At 44.5% G+C, this 26,121-nt stretch carries 16 protein-coding genes; 2 read left to right on the forward strand and 14 right to left on the reverse strand.

Annotated elements, in window-relative coordinates; translation table 11 throughout:
• The first annotated feature begins 113 nt into the window (after window positions 1-113).
• Window positions 114-1,916, forward strand: a complete 1,803-nt coding sequence (locus BACCELL_RS09955; protein WP_029426456.1) for a mechanosensitive ion channel family protein — start codon at window positions 114-116, stop codon at window positions 1,914-1,916.
• A gap of 236 nt (window positions 1,917-2,152) precedes the next feature.
• Here the strand turns inward: BACCELL_RS09955 and BACCELL_RS09960 are convergent, their stop codons facing one another.
• The 14 genes from BACCELL_RS09960 to BACCELL_RS10030 all read right to left on the reverse strand — a co-directional run bounded on the left by BACCELL_RS09960 (window position 2,153) and on the right by BACCELL_RS10030 (window position 24,352).
• The gene (locus BACCELL_RS09960) at window positions 2,153-3,445 is read right to left on the reverse strand and encodes a WD40-like domain containing protein (RefSeq protein ID WP_044153765.1); all 1,293 of its coding nucleotides are present in this window, start codon (window positions 3,443-3,445) and stop codon (window positions 2,153-2,155) included.
• Between the two features lie 139 nt (window positions 3,446-3,584).
• On the reverse strand, window positions 3,585-4,514 hold the full coding sequence (locus tag BACCELL_RS09965; RefSeq protein WP_007211626.1) for a metallophosphoesterase: 930 nt from the start codon (window positions 4,512-4,514) through the stop codon (window positions 3,585-3,587).
• A 30-nt stretch (window positions 4,515-4,544) separates the two neighbouring features.
• The gene (locus tag BACCELL_RS09970) at window positions 4,545-7,361 is read right to left on the reverse strand and encodes a TonB-dependent receptor (protein ID WP_007211627.1); all 2,817 of its coding nucleotides are present in this window, start codon (window positions 7,359-7,361) and stop codon (window positions 4,545-4,547) included.
• A 360-nt stretch (window positions 7,362-7,721) separates the two neighbouring features.
• Window positions 7,722-9,266: an alpha-L-fucosidase gene (locus tag BACCELL_RS09980; protein ID WP_007211629.1), complete on the reverse strand. Its 1,545-nt coding sequence runs from the start codon at window positions 9,264-9,266 to the stop codon at window positions 7,722-7,724.
• 86 nt (window positions 9,267-9,352) lie between these two features.
• Window positions 9,353-9,736 (reverse strand): L-rhamnose mutarotase, encoded by a 384-nt coding sequence (locus tag BACCELL_RS09985; protein ID WP_007211630.1) that lies wholly within the window; start codon window positions 9,734-9,736, stop codon window positions 9,353-9,355.
• 274 nt (window positions 9,737-10,010) lie between these two features.
• Window positions 10,011-12,371, reverse strand: a complete 2,361-nt coding sequence (locus tag BACCELL_RS09990) for a PDZ domain-containing protein (protein ID WP_007211631.1) — start codon at window positions 12,369-12,371, stop codon at window positions 10,011-10,013.
• 81 nt (window positions 12,372-12,452) lie between these two features.
• Entirely contained in the window at window positions 12,453-14,093 is a 1,641-nt protein-coding gene (locus BACCELL_RS09995; RefSeq protein WP_007211632.1) for an alpha-L-fucosidase, read from the reverse strand.
• Window positions 14,094-14,431: 338 nt separating this feature from the next.
• Window positions 14,432-15,562, reverse strand: a complete 1,131-nt coding sequence (locus tag BACCELL_RS10000) for an aldose epimerase family protein (protein WP_007211633.1) — start codon at window positions 15,560-15,562, stop codon at window positions 14,432-14,434.
• Window positions 15,563-15,833: 271 nt separating this feature from the next.
• Window positions 15,834-17,093 (reverse strand): family 8 glycosyl hydrolase, encoded by a 1,260-nt coding sequence (locus BACCELL_RS10005; RefSeq protein WP_007211634.1) that lies wholly within the window; start codon window positions 17,091-17,093, stop codon window positions 15,834-15,836.
• Window positions 17,094-17,132: 39 nt separating this feature from the next.
• Window positions 17,133-19,724, reverse strand: coding sequence for a xylan 1,4-beta-xylosidase (gene xyl3A / locus BACCELL_RS10010; protein ID WP_007211635.1), 2,592 nt, complete (start codon window positions 19,722-19,724; stop codon window positions 17,133-17,135).
• 293 nt (window positions 19,725-20,017) lie between these two features.
• On the reverse strand, window positions 20,018-21,244 hold the full coding sequence (locus BACCELL_RS10015) for a THUMP-like domain-containing protein (RefSeq protein ID WP_007211637.1): 1,227 nt from the start codon (window positions 21,242-21,244) through the stop codon (window positions 20,018-20,020).
• A 12-nt stretch (window positions 21,245-21,256) separates the two neighbouring features.
• Complete coding sequence (locus tag BACCELL_RS10020; protein ID WP_007211638.1) at window positions 21,257-22,387, reverse strand: AAA family ATPase; 1,131 nt, start codon at window positions 22,385-22,387, stop codon at window positions 21,257-21,259.
• A gap of 78 nt (window positions 22,388-22,465) precedes the next feature.
• The gene (locus BACCELL_RS10025) at window positions 22,466-23,623 is read right to left on the reverse strand and encodes a zinc metalloprotease (protein ID WP_007211639.1); all 1,158 of its coding nucleotides are present in this window, start codon (window positions 23,621-23,623) and stop codon (window positions 22,466-22,468) included.
• Window positions 23,624-23,686: 63 nt separating this feature from the next.
• Window positions 23,687-24,352, reverse strand: coding sequence for a M15 family metallopeptidase (locus BACCELL_RS10030; RefSeq protein WP_007211640.1), 666 nt, complete (start codon window positions 24,350-24,352; stop codon window positions 23,687-23,689).
• A 161-nt stretch (window positions 24,353-24,513) separates the two neighbouring features.
• Here BACCELL_RS10030 and BACCELL_RS10035 point away from each other — a divergent pair, with 161 nt between their 5' ends.
• A complete protein-coding gene (locus tag BACCELL_RS10035) occupies window positions 24,514-25,980 on the forward strand; it encodes a catalase (protein WP_007219164.1) in 1,467 nt (488 codons plus the stop codon).
• Window positions 25,981-26,121: the final 141 nt, after the last annotated feature.

Below are 26,121 nucleotides of genomic sequence, written 5' to 3' on the forward strand. Positions count from 1 at the left end.
CTGTTTTTTGTGCAAATATAATTAATTCCTTTCATGAAAAGCGAAAAACATTCCGTATGTTTGGCACGTTAATTAATTTGTTGTTTCTAAATAACCTGATTAAGGGCTTTTATATGAAGGGAATACGTGCGTTGTGTCTTTGGTTCTTGCTGTTGCCTGCGGGCGTTGCATCTGCCCAGTTGGTAGAGAAGGTATTAGATGTCTTTAATGACGATACTTTGGGGACTGTTGTTGCTCAAAGGGCAGATACAGACTCGGTTCATCTGCTGAAGATGAAAGAGGATTTGGAGGTTGCAAGGCTGAATGAGGCTAATCTCAGGATGGAGATAGAGCAAATGAGGCTGAAGTATGATGCGGCGGACTCCCTGAAGCTGGCAAAGCAGCGATTGCGTATTGATTCGCTCAGGCGGATGACAACAGGCGTGCCGGTGGTGGTGGAAGGCGATACGCTATATTACCTGTTTGCCAAGCGTGGTGGTCATACTCCGCAGCAACGTGCCGAAATGAATGCAGCGGCAATAACGGAACTGGGCAAGCGATTTAATCTGCAACCGGATTCGGTTTACTTAGAGAGCAGTGATATTGTTACCGATCTGATGTACGGTAATAAGGTTCTTTCTTCTTTTACGGATCAGGATGGTCTGTGGGAAGGTTGCTCGCGCGACCAGTTGGCGGCTGCCAAACGTAAAGTGATCGTAGACAAGCTGAAGGTAATGAAGGACGAACATAGTCTGTGGCAGCTTGGCAAACGTATTCTCTATTTCATTCTTGTAATCATAGGTCAGTATCTGCTGTTTAAACTCACCACCTGGTTGTTCAATAAGCTGAAAGTACGTATTCAACGATTGAAGGATACCAAACTGAAACCTATCTCCATTCAGGAATATGAATTGCTGGATACGCAGAAGCAGGTGAATCTGCTTGTCTTTCTGGCAAATCTGTTGCGATATGCCGTAATGCTGCTCCAGTTGATATTGACGGTGCCGTTGCTTTTCTCCATATTTCCCCAAACGAAAGACCTTGCTTATAAGTTATTCTCGTATATATGGGACCCTATAAAGAGCATCTTCCTGGGTATAGTAGAATATGTTCCCAACCTGTTTACCATCTTTGTGATATGGCTTGCCGTGAAGTATCTGGTGAGGTTGGTGCATTATCTTGCCAGTGAAATTCAATCGGAGCGGCTGAAGATAAGTGGTTTCTATGCCGATTGGGCTATGCCAACGTTCCACATTGTGCGTTTCCTGCTTTATGCATTTATGATTGCTATGATTTATCCCTATCTGCCGGGTTCCAAGTCGGGCGTTTTTCAGGGGATATCGGTCTTTGTCGGCTTGATTGTTTCGTTGGGTTCGAGTACGGTGATCGGGAATATTATTGCGGGATTGGTAATCACCTATATGCGTCCCTTTAAGTTGGGCGACCGCATCAAGCTGAATGATACTACGGGAAATGTAATAGAGAAGACTCCGTTGGTGACGCGCATCCGTACACCGAAGAATGAGGTGGTGACGATTCCGAACTCTTTCATCATGTCTTCGCATACGGTAAACTTTAGTCAGTCGGCACGTGACTACGGGCTGATTATCCATTCGGAAGTGAGTGTGGGGTATGATATTCCCTGGCGGAAGACACATCAACTTCTGGTTGAGGCTGCTCTGAATACTCCCGGAGTGGTAGATGATCCGCGTCCGTTTATATTGGAAACGTCTCTTCAGGATTATTACCCGGTCTATCAGGTGAATGCATATATTAAAGATGCTAACCAGTTGGCACAGGTTTATTCCGATTTGCACCAGAATATCCAGGATAGATTTAATGAAGAGGGTATAGAAATTATGTCTCCACATTATATTGCTACACGCGACGGGAGTGCGACGACGATACCTAAGGATGATCTGCGACCGAAAAAGTAAGCCTTTTCCGGTGCGGGAATGAGCGATCCTCCCGGTAGGATTGAAACTGATTCCCACTACGAGAGAAGGCATCTCCCACTACGAGTGAAGGTACTTCCCAATAGGGGTGAACGGGTGTTCCACTACGAGTGAATGTAGTGGAACACTAAGTGCTTTATCGCACAGATAGTTATCCGTTTGTAATGTTGCTAAAGTCGTCCGACAGGGCTGCGGATGATAAAGAAAATGAAGTGTCTTTATCGTGCGGCTACAATTTCCGAATAAGGATAGTTGTCTGTAACCTGCTGCCAGTCCTTTTTCACTAAGTCGTAGGCATAAATCAGTCTGCCGTTCCGATAACCTTCGAACAATACATAGATTTTCATCGTCTCTGTATCTTGGGCGAGCATGGTTACTGAACGTGCCGAATTGGGGAATGTGGCAAAAGGCTCATCCAAGCTCATTGTTGTCTGATTCCAAAGACACAGTTCTGTCTGGCCATTATCGGCTCTTACTACGGCATATCCACCGGTACGCACATATTTAGTAGTTCCGGTATCTTTTCCGCTGATTATTGTCCAGAAGGGAATGAGTGCGGTAGCCTGTATCGGATCGCCGATGTATATTTTCCCGCTATTTTGTTGCAGATCCAGTACAACGGGAGTGAAGCTGTTGTTTCCGTTATTGGCCGAGAGTAGCAGTTGGCTGCTGCCGCCTTGTACACCGGGATAGCGTGTCAGGGATTCGGGCTTTATACCTACGGGTAGTTTGTAGCGGCGGTTCGAGGTTTGATCCATGTTTCGGGTGTAGGGCCAGGAGCCGGTGGTTGCCAATATCACTTCATCGGTGGATATTTGCCTTACGGCTATTATAGAGCTTTGGCCGTTGCAAAGGGTCAATATGTTTTCAAGTCCCATATCTTGCCAGAAATGCATGGAAAGATCGTAGCTGAATACTTTGCGCACTCCATCTATCGTCTGTATTCCGCAGAGGTTCTGACTTTCCGGGACATTGACTACACAGGAGAAATCTTTCTGGTCTTCTGCCAATTTTACTATGTTCTTAGGGCTGCCATCTGTGAGGTTTACGTGCTCAATGCAGTTATCATAACTCGTGTCGGAATGAGAATTTACAATGCCGTAGAGTTGAAACTCTTTGGGTGCTTCGCCGTTGGTTACCGAAATCTCACCAAGCGTCATGATCTCACCGGAGCGACGCAGACGTACCTTGGTGGTTGAGGCAGGATAATGTCCCGGTGCCAGGAAGGTGATACTTGTAGTGGTCTGTTCAATCATGACAGGCGATACTCCAAGAGCATATCCCTGATAGTTTAGGGCGGGTTGGTCGGGGAGCGGCCAATAGATTTCGAACATAATATCGTCACCGGGTTGGATACCTTGTGCTTTAATCGTGATTTTATCACCAGGGTTAAAACTGGTCTGAGCAGGCATTACAATGTCGGTTACTAGGATGGGTTCGTCTTTGTCGTCGTTTTTAACGCATGCGGCAATTAGTAGACAGAGTAGTAGATAGAGAGATAACTTCTTCATAGCGTTTGTATATTTGATAGGCACAAATATATTGCTTTCCTTTGACATATAAAGCTGTATCTCTTTTTTTAACCTGTTGGCGAATGAATTCGTTTTCATGACTATCGTCAATGGAATTAATTTCGCCAACAGGTCTTTCTCATTTTTTCCGGCTTATGGTATGCAGTATGTTGCCTTTTTTATCAATCATCCGCAATGTCAGTTCTTTTTTGTCCGCAGATACTACAGAGAAGCCCGGTTCCGGATTACAAAAGACGGTTCCTTCTGTGGGTTTCACTTTGCGGGCAAGGGAACCGGCTGAGTTGACAATGTAGTCGATATCACTTCCCGGCCTGCGAATATGCTGGAAGTTGTGGATATGTCCGCAGATGTACATGTCTACCTTGTGCTTGCGGAGTATCGGATCGAGACGTTTCTGCATATCCAGACGTTCGCTGTCATCTTTCGAAGTTTCTGCATAGATGGGATGGTGTCCGGCTACGATGATCCAGTCTTCTTTGGCACTGGTCAGTACAGAGTCGATCCAAGAGAGTTGTTTTTGTAAATCCTGTTTGCACGCGTCGGGATAGGTGGCGGAGTCATTGCGGTATTTGTCCATCATAGGGGCGGTGTCTATCCAGACGATGCGGATAGTGGTACCTTTGTCTTCAAATGCCTTTGTATAGTAGCGGGCGGGCATGGTCCAGCGGCGACTGATGCTGGTGTAGTCCAATACCGCCTGTGTGTTGCCACGGTACTCATGATTGCCGAGCACGGGGAACCAGTCGATCATCAGTTCCGGATGAGAGTAGATGAGCTCATAGTTTGTCATCCACAACGGATCATTCACGCTGCGTACGCCTTCGAAATGATGTATATCTCCGGTGGCAACTACAAATTCGGGGCCTATTTCTTCGGCCATGGTTCCCATCAGCTCGGCTATGGGCTTCTGGTCGTAGTAGCCGTTGCGGCCGAGATCGTTGGCTACATAAAAATTGAATTTCTTGTCGAATATGGAATAGTCCGTTATCTGTGCGACAGCCCAATTACTGAGGAGAATAACTAAAAGGAGAGAGAATACTTTTTTCATTATGATATTTTTTGATTGTTACTTAAGTGGTTAGAAATTGATTTTCACACCTGCATTTACCTTTATACCGTAGTGTTCGCTTTGCATCGTGCGATCCTTTGTACCTTGATAGTAGCGTAAAGGCTGGTTCAGCAGGTTGTTAGCTTCAGCATAGAAGGTCGTTTTTAACTTCTTGCCGAAAGTATAGCTGGCATTGGCATCCATATAATTCACAGCATCGTAGTAACGGTCATAGAACTTTTCCGAACCCATTTCATCGATGAATGCAGATGCATAGTTATAAGAGAGGCGGATACTTAATCCTGACTTCTCGAAGAAGAGTGAAGCATTGGCTGTGTGCTCCGGAGATCCCGGGAGGCGCAGGCTGCTTTCATTCTCGCGTCCTTCGAAGTTGAAGTTATCTACCCGGGAGTAAGAATAGGTGTAAGTTCCGTAGAAACCGATGCACTTCAAGGACGGGGCAATGAAACTGAAGTCGCGTTGATAGGCTACTTCCACACCCAGCAGATCAGCATTGCCGGAGTTGCGCGGCTGGCTGAATTTAGTATAGGTGGTTCCGTTGTAGCTATAGTTGCGCAATGTCTGGTCTACAATGAAGTCGTTAATCTTCTTGTAGAAGATGCCGGCACTGACGAGACCGATACTTTTGAAATAATATTCACCACTCAGATCGAAGTTATAGGAGAGTGTCGGCTTCAATCCCGGATTACCGAGGGAAATCTCGTTGTCGCTGCGCTTAATTGTAATGTTGGGCGCCAAGGCGGAGTACTTGGGGCGTGCAATGGTGTTGGTGAACGAAGCGCGTACCTTGAAGTCATCGTTTACATCATATTTCACCAGGACGGAGGGAAGTACATTTAGGTAACTATCCGATTCGTAGGGCGTGCGGGTTGTTTTCTCTTCATCTGCATCGAATTGGCTACCGGAATATTTCACATGTGTATTTTCCAGACGTAATCCGAGCATCAGATCCCACTTCTTGCCGAGTTTCTGGTCGAAACGCAGATAACCGGCTGCGACAGTTTCTTTTGCCTTGAAATTGGTGGCGAGTTCTTCTTGCACTTGCTCTTTTTCGAACAGGCTTGCATTATTCAGGTCGAGAGATCCCAAATATTCTTTGCTTACGAAACTGCCTACTTTGTATTGATCTCCCGGAATGTATCCGTCACGATTCTGGTCGACGGCAGCAGCCAGACTGGCTTTGTCGAAACCTTCTTCATCCAGCGGGGTATATTCGTAGAAGTCAATTTCCTTGTCCTTAGTCTTATGTACTACTTTGGTACCGAAGCGTAGGTGGTTTCCGAATTCTCCTTTCGTAAGCGGCAGGCTGAAGTCGAGTTTGAACTTAAAGTCTTTTTCCTGAATGTCTTCTTGTTGTTCGGTCACTTCTTTCAGGCTGAAATCATCGTTCAGATACATGGTTGAACCTTCTTGCGGAGTAAGCAGTGGTTTACGTTCGTCACTCAGATCCATATTGAATTTCTGTTTTTTCAGCTGATAGTCGATGTAACGTTCGTTGGGACGTTCTTCGCTGGCTTTGGCGTAGTTAACACTCCATCTTGTATCCAGTTTGCCGAAGAGATGCTCACCGCCGAGGGTAAAGTCCATGGTGCGCTGGCGTTCCAGACGGGCGTTGCGGTTATCGGGCGTGCCGCCTTTGGTCTGTACACGCATGGTACCTTTGTTGTTAATAGAACAGTATTCGTTGCCATTGTCATCCTCTTCCAGGTTGATGCCTTTCACGGTGAGGCGGTAACGGTTTTCCCAATCATTGCGATTATTGAAGATACCTTTGAAGGTGAGTTTGTGGTTTTCGTTAATATCCCAGTCGAGGGCGGCGGAATAACTTTGACGCTCTCGGGTGACGTAGTATTGACGAACCTGGTAGTCGGTGATGCAGAGTTCTCCGGTTTCTACATCTTTGTCCCATACAAATTCAACATCGTCCGAACCGGAAGGCGAGTTCTGGTAAGAAGCGGAAAGCATGACCCCCAATTTGTCGTTGAAGAAACGGTCACCATAAGTAAATCCTAAATTTAATTGTGCTTTGTCGCTAATCCAGTTGTAACCGGTTCCGGCAGTGGCACTGATGAAACGCTTATAAGGAGAGTTCTTGGTCACTAAATTAATGGAGCCACCGATGGCGTCGGCATCCATATCCGGAGTAACGACTTTATTCACTTCGATCGTCTGTATCATATCCGCAGGGATCAGGTCGAGCTGTACATTACGTGTATCGCCTTCAGCAGAAGGAACTCGGTTGCCGTTGATGGTGACGGAACTCATATCCGCACTTGTTCCACGTACTTGTCCGAAACGGGCTTCGCCCTGGTCATACTGTACGTTGATACCTGAAATACGTTTCAAAGCATCTCCAATGTTAGAATCCGGAAACTTGCCTACTTGGTCGGCAGAAACCACATTCTTGATACCGAGGCTGTTTTTCTGTGAATTAATAGCGCGGCGTTGTCCCTGGAAAGCTCCACCTACTACCACTTCCTGAAGTTCGAGTCCTTCGTTCAGTATGACATCTTTCTCCAGGGTACGTCCTTCGGGAATCGTTATTTTTAATTCCACAGGTGAGTAGCCTACATAACTTACTTTTATGGTGTAAGTTCCCGGTTCCAGATTAGGGAAAGTGTAGAAGCCGTTGACGTCACTCGTCACCCCGGCATGTAGCTTTTCAATGTAAACGGAGGCACCCGGAAGGGTTTGCTTTGAAGTGTCGATGATACGACCGCGTACAGTGCCTTGTTTTACTACGTTTGTTTTCTCATCAGCTTTTGTCAGATTGCTGACCGCTGTAAATAAGAATAAGAGCGTAAATACTCTAAAAATGTGTTTCATACTTGTTATGATACGTTAATGAATTTGCCGCAAAAGTAGAGGATTATGATTACGCTTGCCTTACGAATCGCTGAAGAGAGAGTGACAAATTGATTACGATTCTGTTACGGCGGTCGAGAATAAAAGTATCTTCCCTTTTATCATCATGTCGAGGCTTTTCTTATGTTTGCAGGAATCCGTGAAAGGACTGCAGGAAGCCGCTGCCACATTGCAGGCGGCTTACAAGGATGGGAAGGTAATAAGGACAGGGGGGATAAGCTGAAGGCTGGTCCGGTGTGGGACTTTGACTGGGGAACCTTTGTGCCGGGAGTAAGGTCCAATTGGATTGACCATAGGACCAAATACTTTGCATAAGCCAGATTAAGAGCCATGCTTCATCACCTCATTGATTGCTTCCGATTTAAGATGTTCTCCAACTTTCTTATCGAAAGATATTTTAAATGAGTAAGCATAATCGCAGGGTTTCTTTTCGGGGAAAGCTATTTTTAAGCCTTCATCAGTTTGTTCCCAATTGATTTTTTCATCAGAACCTAAAAGATTTATGCCTAGTATTTTGGCATCATTTATGGCTTCTTTATTCAAGGATTTCACTAAAACACCATCGTTGCCCCAATTCAAAACAATAGCATAGAAGTCATTACCTTTTGTTGTAAAGCGAATATCTTGGGCTGTGTAAGCCGTTGCTGCATTATCAGAGAAAGAACCTTTTGCTGGTTCAGTGTCACCTTCTCCAAACTTTTTCCAACATCGTGTGCCGTAAATAGCTTCTCCATTTACTTCCAGCCACTTGCCAATAGAAAGCAGTACTTCTTTTTGCTCATCAGTGATGGTTCCATCTGCACGTGGACCTATATTCAGCAGTAGATTTCCGTTTTTACTGACGATATCAATTAAGTCGTGTACAATTTGTTCCGGAGTCTTATTTTCTTCTCCATTGATGTACGACCATGATCTTTTACCTACGGAAGTGTCCGTTTGCCAAGGGAATTGCATCATCTTTCCGGACTTGCCCCGTTCTACGTCCCATACTTGAACATCAGTCGGATACCCTTGTTTGGTATTTACCACTACATTCTCACCCCAATCTAATGCACTGTTGTAATAGTAAGCCATGAATTTATTAAAGTATGGCATCAATACCGGATTGTTAACTGACCAGTCGAACCAGATGAGCTTGGGCTGGTATTTATCCACTAGTTCATAGGTATGGGTAAGCCATTCACGGGCCACATCTTCAGTATATTTTTCGTTGTCATATCTTCTGCCATACAAGGTGATGGTTGTATCCTGCACATCAGAGGGGAAATTCATTCCACCATTGAAGAACCAGGCATTTTCGGCTCTGTGAGTGGATAGTCCGAAAACAAGTCCCTCTTTCTCTATGGCTTTCTTCAATAATCCTATGATGTCCTTTTTCGGTCCCATCTTTACGGCATTCCATTCATTCAAGTCGCTGTCATACATGGAAAAACCATCATGATGTTCTGCAACAGGAACAACATATTTAGCTCCAGCTTTCTTAAATAACTCTACCCATTCTTCGGCATTGAATTTTTCGGCTTTGAATAAAGGTATGAAGTCTTTGTAACCAAACTTATCCTGCGGCCCCCATGTTTCAATGTGATGTTTATAAGAATGGTGTCCTTTCTGATACATATCTCGTGAATACCATTCGCTGTTGTAGGCCGGGACAGCATAAACTCCCCAATGAATGAATATGCCAAATTTAGCATCGACAAACCACTCGGGGAACTGATAGTTCTTTGCTATGTTTTCCCAATTGGGCTGGAAAATTTCTGTGCCTTTAGGCGAAGCAACTGAGTCTATGTTATAAGACTTCTTGCTTGTAGATTGACAGGAGGCGCATAAAGCCAAAGTCAACATAAGATAAATGTACTTTCCCATATTTCAATGTATTTAATAAAGCCGACTAACAATAACATTTAATATTCTAGCTTGCCAAGGTAAAAACGCTTATATTTTTTAAGCTACTATTCATATAGATGGAATATTCGTTCCATTAACTTCCATTTTTCTGAAGAACTGCTGTTAGGAGAACATTCCTGAAACTTAGCTACATAGTTCTCCCATTCCGCTTGCTTGGGTAAGCGTGACAACCTATCCATGGCTGTTTCCCAATCAAAATCAAGAGGTGTTTCTATAATCATGAATAAATATGTGCCCAATATGTATATTTCCATCTCTAGTATCCCTATGGAGCGAATTCCTTGTCTAATTTCAGGCCAAGCTTTTTCCCGACTATGAATATTGCGATATTCTGCAATAAGTTCCGGATCTTTTTTAAGGCTTAATGTCTGACAATACCTTTTTACAGGGCAGCCATATTCGTTTATCCGATATCCCTTTTCTTTCATTTTATATGTTTTAAGTTATTTCCTAATAATCATCAATCCTTATCCTGTTTCAATTTTATATCTTTATTAGTGCCAATGACTCTCTGTGAAATCGATCACATGCTGAAAGATTTATTCAGCTCAGTGCGTGGGTAATCCTAATATGAATACTCTGAGAACCTATTTTCATAGGTTGATACCCGATGAAAGTTATCGGAGTCGTACGTTTGGGGGGCAACAATTGGAAAATGCCCATTAAGGTTGGTAATTGCTCCATTAGAAGTTCTGTACAGTATTAAAAGGTTATAATAACTTTTTGCTCCTTCTGTGATCTAAAAATAGTGATTTCAGCTTTTTCTTTCGCAACAATATGTTTCAATGCTTCCTTCAAGTCTTCCAAATTGTTCACAGGAATTCCTTTTATGCCTAGTATAACATCATTGGGAGCGATAAAATCTCTAACAGGACTTCCTAAAGCGTCGACAGAAATCACATAAACCCCGCGTTCCACATCCATACCTGTAGCTGAACGTTCTCCTAATGTATTCAAGCTTTTGAGTGTAATCCCCTTCCAAGTCATGATGGAGCTATCCATGGCATTATTTGCCATAAGTGGTACCGGCATCAAAGGTGTTTTCGCCTTTTGTTTTAGATGAGGTGATAATACCCCGAAGTCATTCATTGAAAAATTATGGAATCCTCCTTTGGTTATGGCTTCAGAATCATCAGCTACATTAAAGTTACCTTTTGCGGCATCCACAAATTGCACTGTTGTTACTATGGAATGAATGTCATTATCCCATCTGCGAGCTGCAATATATGCCGCACTGTCGGTAAAAATGTTATAATCTACCATTTTTCCCCACCCATTAAGATTAATAGGCTTATATTCAGTCATTACAATATTATGTGAAAAAACATCTCCATTATTTTTAAACCATAAATGCGGATGGAGTGTATTATTGATTAAAATATTGTTTGCAACAGTTCGATAAAATCCTTCTCTCAATTTAATTCCTCCATTCAAGCACAGGTTATCATAAATCTGGTAATTGCTGGAACCATCATCCAAATCTATATCCCATCCTCTGTCACAACGTAAACGATTGTGGCGAATTATGATGGGGTTAACTATATCTGCCAGAATTAATGCCGGGTGTTCACAAACGATTTGTGCCATGATATTATAATCCGGATGCCAGAAACGATCACGTCCCCAAGAATTAATAGAACCATGATCTCCTGTCTCTTTTACGGTGTTAAAGATGTCATTGTGTTCAATGATATGTCCTCCCCATGTGCCTTCGCTAATATTTATTCCGGCACGTGGTGTGTCGTAAATGCTGTTATGGCTAATCGTAATATTGCGACACATGGACAGTTCTACTCCGGTTATTTGTTTTTCAAACAAACCGATATTGCATATCAAATTGTTATATACCTCACAGTAGGCTGGGTGATTCTCATTTAGAGGACCTTTAGCACGATCCATTTTATCCAGGGTGACAAACTCTTCGTACCTAAAACTCGGAGACCGTAGTCCTGCCGGATCTCCGACAAAACAGATGGCACTAGCTCCGATGGAAGTCAGGAAAGAACCGGTTATTGCCGAATGACGATTATATTTATCAAAGAATATACCATTGCCTCCTACGTTATGGATATAACAATCATGTAAAATGCAATTTTCTGTTCTTCTGAATATAACGGCACCACCTCGATATATTGTCCAGTCCGAACGAAGAAGCGGTTCATAATCTTCCATAAACGTTCTAACGGTTTGCGTGAGTTCTATCCCTTCAATGGTTACATTTTTCACCGGTGCGGATTCTTTTCCTACGATTTCAATCAAATGTTTAAGTTGCGGAGTTTCAAAGGTCGCCTCATTAATGTTCTCCTCTGGTAAAGGATAATAATACAACCAACCTTCATCTTGGCTATAATACCATTCTCCGGGAGCATCCAGTTCTTCAAAGATGTTTTCCACCATCCTATTCTCTTTATGGATTCCCATTGGACGATTGTTTTGCCAACCACCTTCCAACTGTAGTTCACCTTTTGGGGTTTTGCCTATAATGCGATAATGAAAATCCCCCCAGTCATGCTTGTGCATGGCATGTAGATAACCCCCTTCCGGATCTTTCCATTTTTTTACTCTCGCCGGGTCTGTAGCTAAAGCGGATGTGCCATTAAATCGAACCGCCTCCTTATCATAGTTGGGGAAACGGGCCATATGTCTTATATTTCCATTTACAATGAGCATATCCATAATTGGATTTCCCGAAACGCTTGCCCGCATGATGCCTTTTTTGTACTTCTCCCACTTCAGGTTCAATGAAATGCCACTTGACAAAACAACGTTTTCTTCGGGGTATGCTTTTATGGTTAGAGTTTTCGAATCACAGCTGTTTTCCGGAGTTAATACTATTGGCTTATCCAGAATGTATTTTCCTTCTCTTAAGTAAATTGTCACACTATTCTTATCCTCCTTGGCCTTTTCGATTGCTCTATGAATCGAGTGGTAAGGATATGCCTGGCTTCCATCCTCTTTCAATGAAGTAGAATGGGATACATAGTATACCGATTGTGCATGACTGCCTGTCGATACTAAAATTATCAATAAAAATAAAGCGAATACTATTTGGGGTGTTTTCATGGTGCGATAGTTGTTTTATACCAGCTAGCGAAATTAAGATCTTTCATACCGATTTTGAATCTACTCCATCAACGTTCTTTCTTATTTCCTTATTTTAAGAACCGGAGCGATATTATTGAGCTTTTTCTCAGGGAGGTTTATCTGGAGGCCTTCCGAAGTTCTGATGAAATCCAAATTCCCATATCCCAGCAATTCTACTTTCTTAATTCTTCCGGAATATAACTTTTGGTTGGCTGATAATGATTTTATAACAACTTTTCCATCCTCCGGCCAAGCCAGTACTGTTGCGTACAAGGCCTTCTTTGTCTGAGTGAAACGGATTTCCTGTGCTGTAGCCTTACTATATGCTCCTTCGTTGAATCCCTGTGCATTAATCTTGATATCAGCTTCGGCTATCGGTCCTTCGCCGAATACTTCCCAGGGGCGTGTATCGAAAATTGCTTCTTTATTAATATTCATCCACTCTCCAAACTCATTCAATATCTTCTCTTCCTTTTCATCAAAAGTACCATCAGCCCGTAATGGGACACTGAGCAGTAGATTACCGTTTTTGCTAACGATATCAACTAACAGTTTTACAACATCTGCTGCGGATTTATACCAATTGTTCTCGTAGATAGCTGTATTATAATGCCATCCTCCGATGCATGAGCAAGATTGCCATGGTTGCTCCATAATTTGATTGGGGGCACCGCGTTCTACATCCCAAACTATGGCCTTACGTTGGTTTTCATCTAATATCTTACTTAACATAACGGCCTCGAGTTTCCCTTTGTGAGATGCTATGTTATGGTTATAGAAGTGAGCTGCGATTTTCAGTCCGGCATCGCTGACCGGATAAAATGGAGCTACTGTTACGTCAAAATAAATAAGATCAGGGTTGTAGCGGTTGATAGCGTCTACTGTACGGTCATAGAAGTTTGTGCAATATTCTTGTGTAGGTAAACATGCTCCGTTTCCCCAAGCCCATTGGCTGTGAATCATACCGTCAGCCCAACTTTTTTCACTCATCGGATGGTTTTGTGCATACAAATCCTGCGGGTCGTACCCTTCCCACCATTTGCCTTTGCCATCAGCTTTTGTCAATGTACCATCATAAGGAATACCGGCTTTGGGTCCCTTCCTGTCATAACGTTGAGCGGGTTCATACCAAGTCCAGGCATGGTCAGCATGGAAACTGATGCCGAATGGAAGTTCGTACTTGCGTGCGGCTTTCTCCCATTCTGCCAGGATATCACGTTTCGGTCCCATATTCTTTGAATTCCATGGCTGGTATTTGCTATCCCAAAGGTCGAAGTTGTCATGGTGATTGCCTAAGGCGAAAAAATACTGTGCACCTATTTTTTTATAGAATTCAACTAATTTGTCTGGATCCCATTTTTCAGCTTTGAATAAAGGGATAATATCTTTGAAGCCTACTTCAGAGGGGTGACCATAGTGCTCGACGTGATGTTTATATTCCGATGACCCTTCCAGATACATGGAGCGTGCCATCCAATCACCCGAACCTTCCACACATTGCGGCCCCCAATGCGCCCAGATACCGAATTTCGCATTTCTGAACCATTCGGGAACTTGATAGTTTTCCAGTGAGTTCCATGTGGGTTGGAATTTGCCTTGCATCATGGATTCATTTTTTTCCGATATCGGTACCTGATAGTTCTGCGCAGATAGTGTTCCTATCGAAAGCGCTAAAGAAGCTAGTAATATTTTGGTTCTCATAGGTATTAATTTTGTTTCTATTGTACATTGCAAAGATACGGATTAATGGATGGATTGGGTAGGACTTAAAAGCGTTTATTGTGGAATATATCGATGCTTTTCTGTTAAAATGCGGGCTGTGATAGGATGGAATAGATTTTTATGTGGATAAAATCGATAAAACCTTGAAGGATCAATAAAATCGTTTACCTTTATTAAGTTGAGGTAGATAGTAAAGCCGCAGGCGAGACTTTGTGTCATTGGCCTGCGGCTTGTTTATATCATGGGATATTGTTAGAATAATCTATATATTATTTCTTGCAATATATTGTTTTCTTTTTTGTCAAAAAGGGCAGATTTTATTTACGTACCGAGAACTTATAAATACACTCGCTATGATACTTTTCTCCCGGTCTTAATACCGCCGATGCCCATTCCGGCTTATTTGGTGTATCAGGATACTTCTGTGTTTCCAAGCAGACAGATGCACGGAAGTTATAAACGATTCCCTTCTTGCCCGTCAAAGTTCCATCCAGGAAGTTGCCGCAATATACCTGTATACCGGGTTCATTGGTATAAACATCCAGAACGATGCCGGTAGTCGGTGATTCAAGGGTGGCACACACCTTGTTTACATCTCCTTGAGTATTCAAAACCCAGTTATGATCGATTCCGTTGCCATTCTTCAACTGTTCAAAGTCCTGGTTGATATTGGCACCGATAGCGGTGGGCTTTCTGAAATCCATGGGAGTCCCTTCTACTGTTACTATTTCGCCGGTTGTCATGAAAGTACTGTCTACCGGAGTATAACTATCGGCATTCAGTGTCAGCAGGTAAGCGGAGTTATCCGTAGACGGATCACCATCCAGGTTGAAGTAAGAATGGTTGGTCATGTTGACGATGGTAGGTTTATCTGTTTCTGCTTCATATTGTATATCGATGGCATTGTCATCTGTCAGTTTCATGATAACGGTGCATTGCAGATTGCCGGGGAATCCTTCTTCTCCGTCCTTTGCCAGATAAGTCAGTTGCAATTCCTGGTCGCTCTTCTGTACCCCTTTGTACACACGATACTGGAAACCTTTCGGACCGCCGTGCAAGCAATGGCCGTAGTTATTTTGCGGCAATTGATATTCCACACCATCCAGTGTGAAGCGTCCCTGGTTAATACGATTGGCATATCGTCCGATACTTGCTCCGAAATCAGACGGATATTTGATGTAGTCCTGTATGGAATCAAAGCCCAATACCACATCCTTCATGTTTCCATCCTTGTCGGGAACCATGACCGATACGATGCGGCCTCCGAAATTAGTGACACACACTTCCATCTTGTTCTTGTTCTTCAGAACGAACAGGTCCGTTTTCTCACCATTGACTTCTGTCTGGAAATCGCTTCGCTTCAATCCGGATTCGGTCAGTTCTTCTTTTGTAGTTGCGGTACATCCAGCCATCAGAACTGTGCATACCAAAAGAATCAGTTTATTCATATAGTTTTAATTAAAGTGACTGTGGCATTGTGATAAGTAGTTGCATTATGCGTAACTTTTACTTATTACAAACGTAGTGAAGATTGTTTTGAAATCGTAGTAGTATAGCACCAAAAAATAAAACTATTTGTTCATTCTTGATATCTATGGTAGTGGTAAGGGGTGTTTTCGGTAGTTTTTAACGCTTTCTGTAGTAATGGTGTGTTTATATTATACTTGTAGGGGCAATGTTACCCCTACAAGTATATTGCAATTGTTTGTTACTTATTCTTTACTTTTCCGGGAATATGATTCTATAATTTCCGCTCAGATGCATGAAAGCGAAGAGGCGGAGCAATCCGTCATAGTAAGCATCGAAATATCCGTCTTCATACGGCTCATGTTTTGCGTTCCATAACTTATCTACAAACTCGCGGCTTTTCTCGTGGGTACACATCAGTGAGGCGGCGGCGGAAGTAGCAACCAGACCTAAAGAATGTCTTAATGCCTTATGCTCTCCGGCCCGGAGGGTGTCTTTTACTTGCGTGCCGTCTACGTTATACTGATCTACGAAAGTATCAATACCCTGGCTGTAAAGGAAGTTCTGGATTTTATTGCCGTATTCCTGTTGCCACTCTTTGTCGGCACATGCCCAGGAGTAATCTAAGGCGATGTTCATAGGTACGCGCCAGGAGTCAAAGCGGAAAGCATCGCCGATGATGCGGTTGTTGCCCAGCAAACTGCCGTCATAGTTGTTATAATCGGGGTTTAGTCCGGTTACGGGGTGGATACTTTTATGCAGATATTCGCGGCTGCGTTCGGCGCATTCACGCCAAAAGTCAGCTCTGCCGTCATTGGCCCAGCGTGCCCATACTTCGTAAAAAGCGGGTACATGGTAAGACGGGTCGGTAAAACGTCCGCCATGTATGTCCGGAACGAAAGTGATGAGCTTATGCTCCACATTGATGAAAGGCATTACACGGTTTGTGCCGTCTTTCTCCATGGAACAGTTCAGGATATTCTGGGCTTCGGCAAGGTAGTTGATGCCGGTGTCATTTCCCCAACGGTTGGAAGCGAAGATGAGGGCGGTTACATAGTAAAGCTCTCCGTCGGAGGCGGGGCCTTGGGAGTTACGGGTACCGTCCGTTGCACAACTCCAGGCAAAGTAACCTTTCAGTGGACCATCCTGGTGCTGCATGTACTTTGTGCCCCATCGCCAGAGACGGTCGAAGATATCCTGACGGTCGAACTGGACGGCAATCATTAATCCGTAGGACATACCTTCGGTGCGGACGTCATGATTTTTGACGTCGCTGATATATGCCATAGAATCGCCTACTTCGAAATATACTTTGTCAGGGCCGTAGAACACACCGTCGAAGACGGATTTGAGTTTGGCGTCAATGTCTGCCTGTTTATAACCCATCTCGGCAAAGAGATTCCGGTATTTCTGTGTCTCAAAGGCACCTTTATCCCAGGGCTTTGTCGGGTCTGCCTGACTGCACGATGCTCCGGCGATGAGACAGAGGAGGAGATAGAATAAATTCTTCATAAAGGAATGTTTTTAGTGAATTTAAAGGAGTTAAGCGAGCTATTTAATAGTGACAGGAATTGATTTCAGTTGTTTCAGTTCTGATGTACCGCCATACAGAATTTCATAATCACCTTCTATCGGACGCATAGTGTTGGTACTTGTATCAAACCATTCAAAATTTTCTTTGCTCAAAGGTATGGTGACATTATTTGTTGCCCCTTTAGCTATCGCTACACGTTTAAAGGCACGGAGTGCATGTGAAGGTCCCTCTTTATCGCCCGGATGGCGCAGATATACCTGTACCACTTCTTCACCATCGTATTTACCCGTGTTGCTAACAGGAATAGTCAAAGTAACTTGTTCCCCATCTTTGATTTCAGATGTATTCAAAGAAGCGTTTCCATATTGGAAAGTCGTGTAACTCAACCCATGACCAAAGGGGAAGAGCGGGTTTTCCGTCATATAGCGGTAAGTACGTCCTTTCATGGAGTAGTCCTCGAAGTCCGGCAATTGCTTGGTGCTCTTATAGAAAGTCACCGGAAGACGTCCTGCCGGATTATAATCTCCGAATAGAACGTTTGCAATGGCTGTACCACCTGCCTGACCGGGATACCATGCTTGCAGGATAGCATCGCATGTTTTCGATTCGGGAGTCAGGGCGATAGCGGAACCGGAGAAGTTGACGAATACGATCTTCTTTCCGGCTTTCTTCAATTCGGCAAGCAGACGGCTTTGGATAGACGGAAGTTCGATGGTTTCGCGGTCACCTCCCTTGAAGCCGGGAATGTTGACATGCATTTCCTCACCTTCCACTGCCGGGGATATACCTCCGGCAAAGATGATAACATCTGCCTCTTTTACTTTGTCTACGGTTTGTTTCAGGTCAACGGGAACTTCGCGTCCCATGTCAAAATCGAGTGCGGCATCACGGTTGCGGAAAGCAAAATCAATCTTGATACGATATTCTTTTCCGGCTTCTGCCTGGAGGGTGTAGACTTTGGACTTGTTTTTGAAATTCATGCCTGCGGCAACTTCCTTGCCGTCAATTGAGAGTTTGGTTATCCCTTGGGTCTGGAAACGAAAGGCGATATCTTCACTCTTGGCGGGACGGAATACGGATTCGTAACTGGCGGAGAAATCTTGCAGGTTGATGCCGGCAGCAAAGGTCGTGGCACCGGTGGTGATGAAGTGGAAGGGTGTGCTGATGTGATTGGTTACATCCGGTGTTCCTTCCTGTTTCGTATTATTCCAGTATTTGGCACTGAAACCTTGCTTGCCATCCATGCTGCATTGCTGGAATACACTTTGCAAAGTGACGTCGGAGGTCAGGTCGCATCCGGGTTCGTAGATGATCTGTGATTCGGGCAGATATTCGCGGATACCCTCCAATAGAGTGATGGTATGTGAGGGAAAACCATTGTAGTTGCCCCATTGCATTACGGAGTCATTGGCATTAGGTCCTACCACGGCCACTTTCAGGTTCTTGTTTAAAGGCAGTAAACTTTGATTGTTTTGCAGCAACACAAGGCTCTCACGTGCCATACGGAGTGCCAGTTCACGATGTTCTTTACTATCTACTACGCTGTAAGGAATTTGTGCCCAGGACACTTGTGAAGGTTCGTCCATCTCACCCAACTCAAAGCGGGCTTTCATCAGGCGCTTCAGAGAGATGTCTATCTGTTTCTCGTCAATCAATCCTTCCTTTACGGCTTCGGGCAGTGAAGCATAGCTGTCGCCACATTCCACATCTGTTCCGGAGAGTACGGCTTTGGCGGAAGCGTGTTGTTTGTCGGGATCAGTTTCATGGGCACCTTTGTTGTAGAAGTCGCTGATTGCCCAGCAATCCGATACTACGATTTCTTTATATCCCCATTCATCACGCAGAATTTGCATAAGCAGGCGGTTACTTCCGCAGCAGGGTTCACCTTCAAAGCGGTTGTAGGCACACATCACTTCTTTTACATGCGCTTTCTGAACCAGGTTTTTAAAAGCGGGCAGATAAGTTTCCCATAAATCACGCGGGTCGATGTTCTCGGCATTGAAACTATGGCGGTTCCACTCCGGACCGGAATGTACGGCATAGTGCTTGGCACAGGCATGTAGCTTATCATACTTCTCTCCTTCAGGTCCTTGCAGGCCGCGTACCACTGCCATACCCATCTGCCCTGTGAGGTAAGGATCTTCTCCGTAAGTTTCCTGTCCCCGTCCCCAGCGCGGATCACGGAAGATGTTGATATTGGGTGTCCACATGGTGAGCCCCTGATAACGTTTTAATCCGCCTTCTTTGCTGAATTCGGTATTCTTGGCACGTGCTTCATCCGAAACTGCGGTGAATACATCGTAAAGCAGTTCGTTGTTGAAAGAAGCTCCCATACCGATGGCTTGCGGGAATACAGTGGCCAGTCCGGCACGTCCTACGCCGTGCAGCGCTTCGTTCCACCAGTCATAGGCTTTTATGCCCAGTCGGGGGATGGCAGGAGATGTGTTTTGCATCAATGCGGCTTTCTCTTCCAATGTAAGTCGGCCTACCAGATCATTGGCGCGTTCTTCCGGGCTTAGAGCCGGGTTCTTGTAGGGAGGTTGTGAACAGGAAAGGAAGCACAGACACAGGCATCCGATTCCGGTGAGCAACTGAAGTTTTCTTTTCATGGTATTAGTGCGTTTTTATTGTTATTAATAGACTTCTGTTTTGTCATTGTGGATGACGATTACAAAAATAGGCAGAAAAGAGGATTTGGAAGAAGAATCGTATTTCAGAAAGTTGAGTCTATGTTACAGATTTCCTCCGGATGTTACATCTTGTTTTGCTGAGGTTACATTAAAGAGAAAAATGCCTGTTACAGGCTATATTCCGGAGGGGGATATTGTAATTTGTTGTGTTACTCTGTGGTGAATTAATTCATAACCCTACAAGAAGGAATCAATTGCGCCAACAAATCATATTAGTTCCTTCCTTCTGCTTTCTCACATCGGATCAGAACCTTCTGTTCATTATTTAAGGTCGTAGCGAACAGATAAACTTCTCCGCCTTCGCTCAGTTTGATACGTTTACGGAGTTCCGCTACTGAACTTGGAAAGTTACGAACCGTGATATTGGCTTTCTTCAGATCTCCTAATACGCCTTTTAGCTCTTTCTTATTTAATGTACATACCCCCGTTATCCGGAAACTTCTTCCGGGAAAGTTCTTTATCGGTTCACCGGAAGTATAGAGGTGGCTGTTAGGATGCAGCTTCTTTACCTTATATATACAGGCTACATTGCGGAAAGCCCCTGCTTTGAGGATGGACGCGTTGGGTTCGTACAGATATTTATCTAAAGTACCGGTATATTCACTCGGGCTTGATTGTTCCTGTTCGCGGGTGAAGGTGAAGAACTGTCCGGTTGTCTTTGTATTTCTCCCATCCTTCGTTTGCAGATTGATGCAATGGATAGGAATATTCTCTGCGGCAACAGTGTTGTGTCCCAGGATAAGCAAGAGTTCCTTGCATTCATTGTTTACAGAAACAATATGTGCTTCCTGTACGTACTTTAAATCCTGAATAGCCAAAGACAGGTCGAGCATAGGGGAGAGCTTCACCATTACGTGCTGCGCCTTTTCGAGTAGCAGGGATTCCAGTTCTGCTACATTCGGTTCACAGTCGGCAATGGCAACAGTCTTACCGCCATGCCCGTCACGACGGGCAGGATCAATGAATATCCAGTCGACGGAAGACATCTCTTGCAGATGCCGGATGCCGTCTTTGTTTTCTATCCGGATATGATTCAGACCCAGTAATGGGAAGTTGTGCGATGCAATCTCGCAAAGAACTTCCTGCCGTTCCACATAGGTGACATGATGGAATTTCGGAGAAAGAAAAGCACAGTCTATGCCGAAGCCTCCGGTTAAGTCGGTCAGTGTGCCGGAGGAGGACTCCGGAATGATAGATGCTTTGTATCGTGCCGTAGCTTCCGAAGAACATTGCTCTAACGATAGGTGACGGGGATATAGAACGCTTTCTTCCTCATGCCAGGACGGTATTTTCTCAGCTGCCGCCTGTCTGCCCGCTATCTGCGTCAGTGCAACAGGCATATCCACATCGGGATATTTCGGTGCTTGCAGTGCCAGGCTGCGTACATCATCCTTGCGATGTTCACGTATAAAACGAAGGGTTTCGCCATTCAATTCCATAAACCTTGTCGTTTAGTAGTTTCTTTGAAGCCATAATCCGAAGAAACGGTCGTAAATCTGATAAGCTCCCGCCTCTTGTGTGACAAAATCCTTCTCCAACAGTCCTTTTAATGCCGATTGTACAGAGCTGGAAGATGGCAATCTATATTTCTTGATAAATGCACCGGAAGTGATGGCACTTGCTTTCCCTTCTTTGGTAATGGCAATGAGCAGTTCTTTTTGTTTCTCGGGCATCCGGAAAAGGGTTTCGGAGTAGGTATATTGGAATGAGCCTATGATTTGACAGATGGCTTCCTCAACCATCGAAACATCTGCGACCTCATGAACAGGCGTCATGTCATACAGGGTATGCAATACTTTCTGCATATACCAGGTGATGCCTTCGAAATATTGATATATCTGTTCGATAGCTTCTTTGGATATGTTCTTCTCTGCTTCTTTGAAGTGTTTCTGAGCAAATTTGATGTATTCCTCTAAAGGAATACTTTCCAGATGCATCATCGATACACTCTGATAGAAAGGGCGTGAGGCTGTCAGAAATATATTGCCCATAATGTGCCTCTGGCTTCCGGCAAAGATGAAATGGGCATTGTTGCAATGTTGCACGTAAGTGCGCAGGATAGCTTCCACATTGTCTTCCGCATAATTTGTGATTTGCTGGAATTCGTCGATGGCTACGATGCAGGGCTTGTTCGCCTGTTCCAGATAATGGAATATTTCATCCAGCGTAGCGTCCGGAGATTGGATGTCTCCCAAGCCTAAATTGAATGAAGGGGTACCATTGAAGTCGAATGTTAGACTGGTTTGCAGTGACTTCATCGTTTCCCAGAAAGTCTGTATCGTTTTCTTGCCCGAGGACTTCAATGACTCGATAATTTCTTTGCTGAGAGCAAACACAAATTCACGCAGAGATTTGGTCGCATATATATCAATAAAGAATGTGTAATATGTCTTTTGAATTTCTTTACTCTGGAAGCAATGACGTATCAATCCTGTCTTACCCATTCTTCGCGTTGAGATTAACGCGGTATTATTACCATTGGTAATTTGCCGGATAAGCATCTCACTCTCCGCTTTCCTGTCACAGAAATAGGCAGGGGATATGTATCCGTTTATAATGAAAGGGTTTCGGATGATTAGCATGGCTTCTTTACTTTATGATGATTATGCAAAGATAATTATTATAAAGTAATAATGCAAAGAAAATAATGGTGGCTTCACTTAGACCTGTACTTGTGCCTCCCGGAGCATCGTCTCCATAATATCCAGATCAGAGTTAACCTCGCCTTGCAGCAAATACTTATCCCGCTTGCGCGCTACTTTTTCATAAATCTCTTTCGCCCGTTCCGGCTGATTCTCCCAATACAAGGCAAGAGCACACAGCAAGCGTTGTTTGGAAGACATCATAATCTTATACCGTTGGATGTATCTCTTTATCTTATCTGTATAAAGCCGCTCTATTTCTTCTTTTCTCCGTTCACCTATCAGTTCGAGGAACAGGAGTTCACACTCGATTTCTTTTACGTATAGTCCGACAATTTCCTCTTTATGCCGCTCAATTTCGCTAAACAGGACGTGTGCGGTTTCAAATTCTTTCCGGTCTACATAACGCGAAATATAGAGCAGTTTAACGGCAACCTGCATGATATTCCTGTAATCTGTCACTTCATCGTTCGGAAACCATTCGTCCGGCATGTCTTTCAGTCTTACGCCTTTCTGAACTTCAGCGTTGACGGCTAACTGTAATGCCAGATACTTCCGGGTATTCAGGTCCCGGTGCATCAATATCAGGTTGTAGGCATCATTCGTGATGCCCGACATCTTCAATGGAATACCGTTCATCAGTGCCAGGAAGAAGCCGCAGATAAAGGAGAATAGAAGGAATAAATGTAAAGGTAGCGGTATCTCGGGATAGGCAACCCAAAGAACAAGTGCAAGGATTGCCGTCAGCAGATTCATCAATACTCCGCCTGCATTATACCAGAAATAAGGCAACTGTTCGTAAGGCTTATCCGGTGGAGAGAGCAGGCATTGTCCGCCCGTGCCGGAGATGGAGAAGCGTTTGAAACGGAACTTTCCTTTTTCTTTTATCAGTGTAAGGCTACCTACCCGAAAAGAAACGAACCGGTAACCGGTGGCAAGTCCGAAGATCAGATGCCCGCCTTCGTGGAGAATGATTTGTACAAAAACGGCAAGGATGAGACAAGTCAATGATAAGATACAGGAAAGCAAGAGTCTGCTCAACTGTATGTTTCCCATATTCCCGAAGAATTCACTTAATGTGGTTTCCGTAAAGAATGTAATGCAAAGCACCACTGCACCGAAGCCGATGCATGCACCGAACAGGGTGGAAAGTATAAGTTTGAGAGCTTGTTTCATAGTTGCATGGTATGAAGTTCTTACCCGGTTTGTCTGCACAAATATAAAGGAATATAAGGAACTTTATGGTATAACCTTGTATTTTTGTTTAGCTTCCTGTCGGCTGCACCAGTTAAAATGCCACCACTCGCTGGGCAATGCGCGAAAACCTGCGGTACGCATGACGCTCCGCAGCAGTTGCCGGTTCGCCTGTTCCTGCTTTGTCATTTTTCCGCTTTGCACCAGTGCGGCTTCATTCGTGATGTGAGCTTCGGGACCGAGGTGGTCTACTTCCGTACCCATCGGCAGGGGATTTCCCGCTTCATCCAGTATGCTGATGTCTACTGCCAGACCGTAGTTGTGCAGTCCGCCACCACGTGCAGGATTGGAAACATAGATATACTTGGAGGTGCCTTTCACTACATTCCACATTTTCTGCTGCACACTCATCGGGCGGGCGGCATCATACACGATGAGGCGACGGCCGGGGTATCGCTTTTTCAGTTCCTGTTGCGCCAGTAGCAGTCCTTTCATGGCATCGGGATGCAGGTACGCCTCATGCAGGTCTTCGTATAGCACCTTTCCCGTGAAATTATCCGCCCGGGTATACATCAGGTCTACGATGATGCTACTGTCTGCTTCGGCAATATTCACCAGTCCGATGCTTTCCAGATATCTTGCCGTTTCACTTTTTTGTGCGGATGCGGGGATAAACCAGAGAACAAGTAGAAAATAATATATATACTTCATGCCTTTTTTTCTTTGCCTGCAAAGGTACGAATTCCCACCGGATTAGCCATTCCGTGCGAATACATAGATTTTGTCTATTTCCTCATAGAATTTATCAGTTTGTAATGAACTTACGAATCCTTACATTTGTTCCATATATTAATTATCTAAACAAAAATACCATGGAAAAGAAAAAACTCACTTCTGCCAACGGGCGCCTGATCGCCGACAATCAAAACACTCAGACCGCAGGACAACGTGGTCCTATCATGATGCAAGACCCCTGGTTTTTGGAAAAACTTGCACACTTCGACCGTGAAGTGATTCCCGAAAGACGTATGCATGCCAAAGGTTCCGGCGCATACGGTACGTTTACCGTAACACATGACATCACAAAGTACACCCGTGCTGCCATCTTCAGCGAAGTTGGTAAGAAGACGGAGTGCTTCGTGCGTTTCTCCACCGTAGCCGGTGAACGGGGAGCTGCTGATGCTGAACGTGATATCCGTGGTTTTGCCATGAAGTTCTATACAGAAGAAGGCAACTGGGATTTAGTGGGAAATAATACTCCTGTATTCTTCCTGCGCGATCCGTTGAAATTTCCCGATTTGAACCATGCCGTAAAACGTGACCCGCGCACCAATATGCGCAGTCCGAACAATAACTGGGATTTCTGGACCCTGCTGCCCGAAGCTTTGCATCAGGTGACCATCACGATGAGTCCCCGTGGTATTCCTTATTCCTATCGCCATATGCATGGTTTCGGTAGTCATACTTATAGCTTTTTCAATGCCGCCAACGAACGTATTTGGGTGAAGTTCCATCTGCGCACCCTGCAAGGCATCAAGAATCTGACCGACCAGGAGGCCGAGGCTATCATTGCCAAGGATCGTGAATCGCACCAACGCGACTTGTACGAGAGCATCGAAAAGGGTGACTTCCCGAAGTGGCAATTCCAGATACAGCTGATGACGGAAGAGCAGGCGGACGAATACCGCATCAATCCGTTCGACCTTACAAAGGTATGGCCGCACAAAGATTTCCCGCTTCAGGATGTAGGTATCCTGGAACTGAACCGTAACCCGGAAAACTACTTTGCCGAAGTAGAGCAAGCTGCTTTCAATCCGCAGAATATAGTGGAAGGTATCGGTTTCTCTCCCGACAAAATGTTGCAGGGACGCCTTTTCTCTTATGGTGATGCACAACGTTACCGCTTGGGAGTGAATGCGGAACAGATTCCGGTAAACAAGCCCCGTTGCCCGTTCCATGCTTACCATCGTGACGGCGCCATGCGTGTAGACGGTAATTACGGCAGTGCCAAGAGCTACGAGCCCAACAGCTACGGTGAATGGCAGGACTCTCCCGAGAAGAAAGAACCGCCTTTGAAAGTTCATGGCGACGTTTATAACTACAATGAGCGTGAGTACGATGATGATTACTACAGCCAGCCGGGTGATCTTTTCCGACTGATGTCTGCTGAAGATCAGCAACTGACGTGCGAAAATACAGCCCGTGCCATGGGTGATGCCGAACTCTTCATTAAGCAACGCCATGTGCGCAACTGCTACAAAGCTGATCCGGCCTACGGTACAGGCGTAGCCAAAGCTTTAGGTATTGATCTGGATGAAGCATTGAAAGCAACCCGATAGTTAAGGGATGTCCTGAACAACACTAAGACCTTATATGCAAAAGATGGCATCTATTACATCAAAAGATGCCATCTTTTACAGTGAAAGATGCCACCTTTTGCAACGAAAGATGGCATCTTTTGCATATCCGGGATAAGAGAT

It is taken from the genome of Bacteroides cellulosilyticus DSM 14838 (assembly GCF_000158035.1).
Lineage (GTDB): Bacteria > Bacteroidota > Bacteroidia > Bacteroidales > Bacteroidaceae > Bacteroides > Bacteroides cellulosilyticus.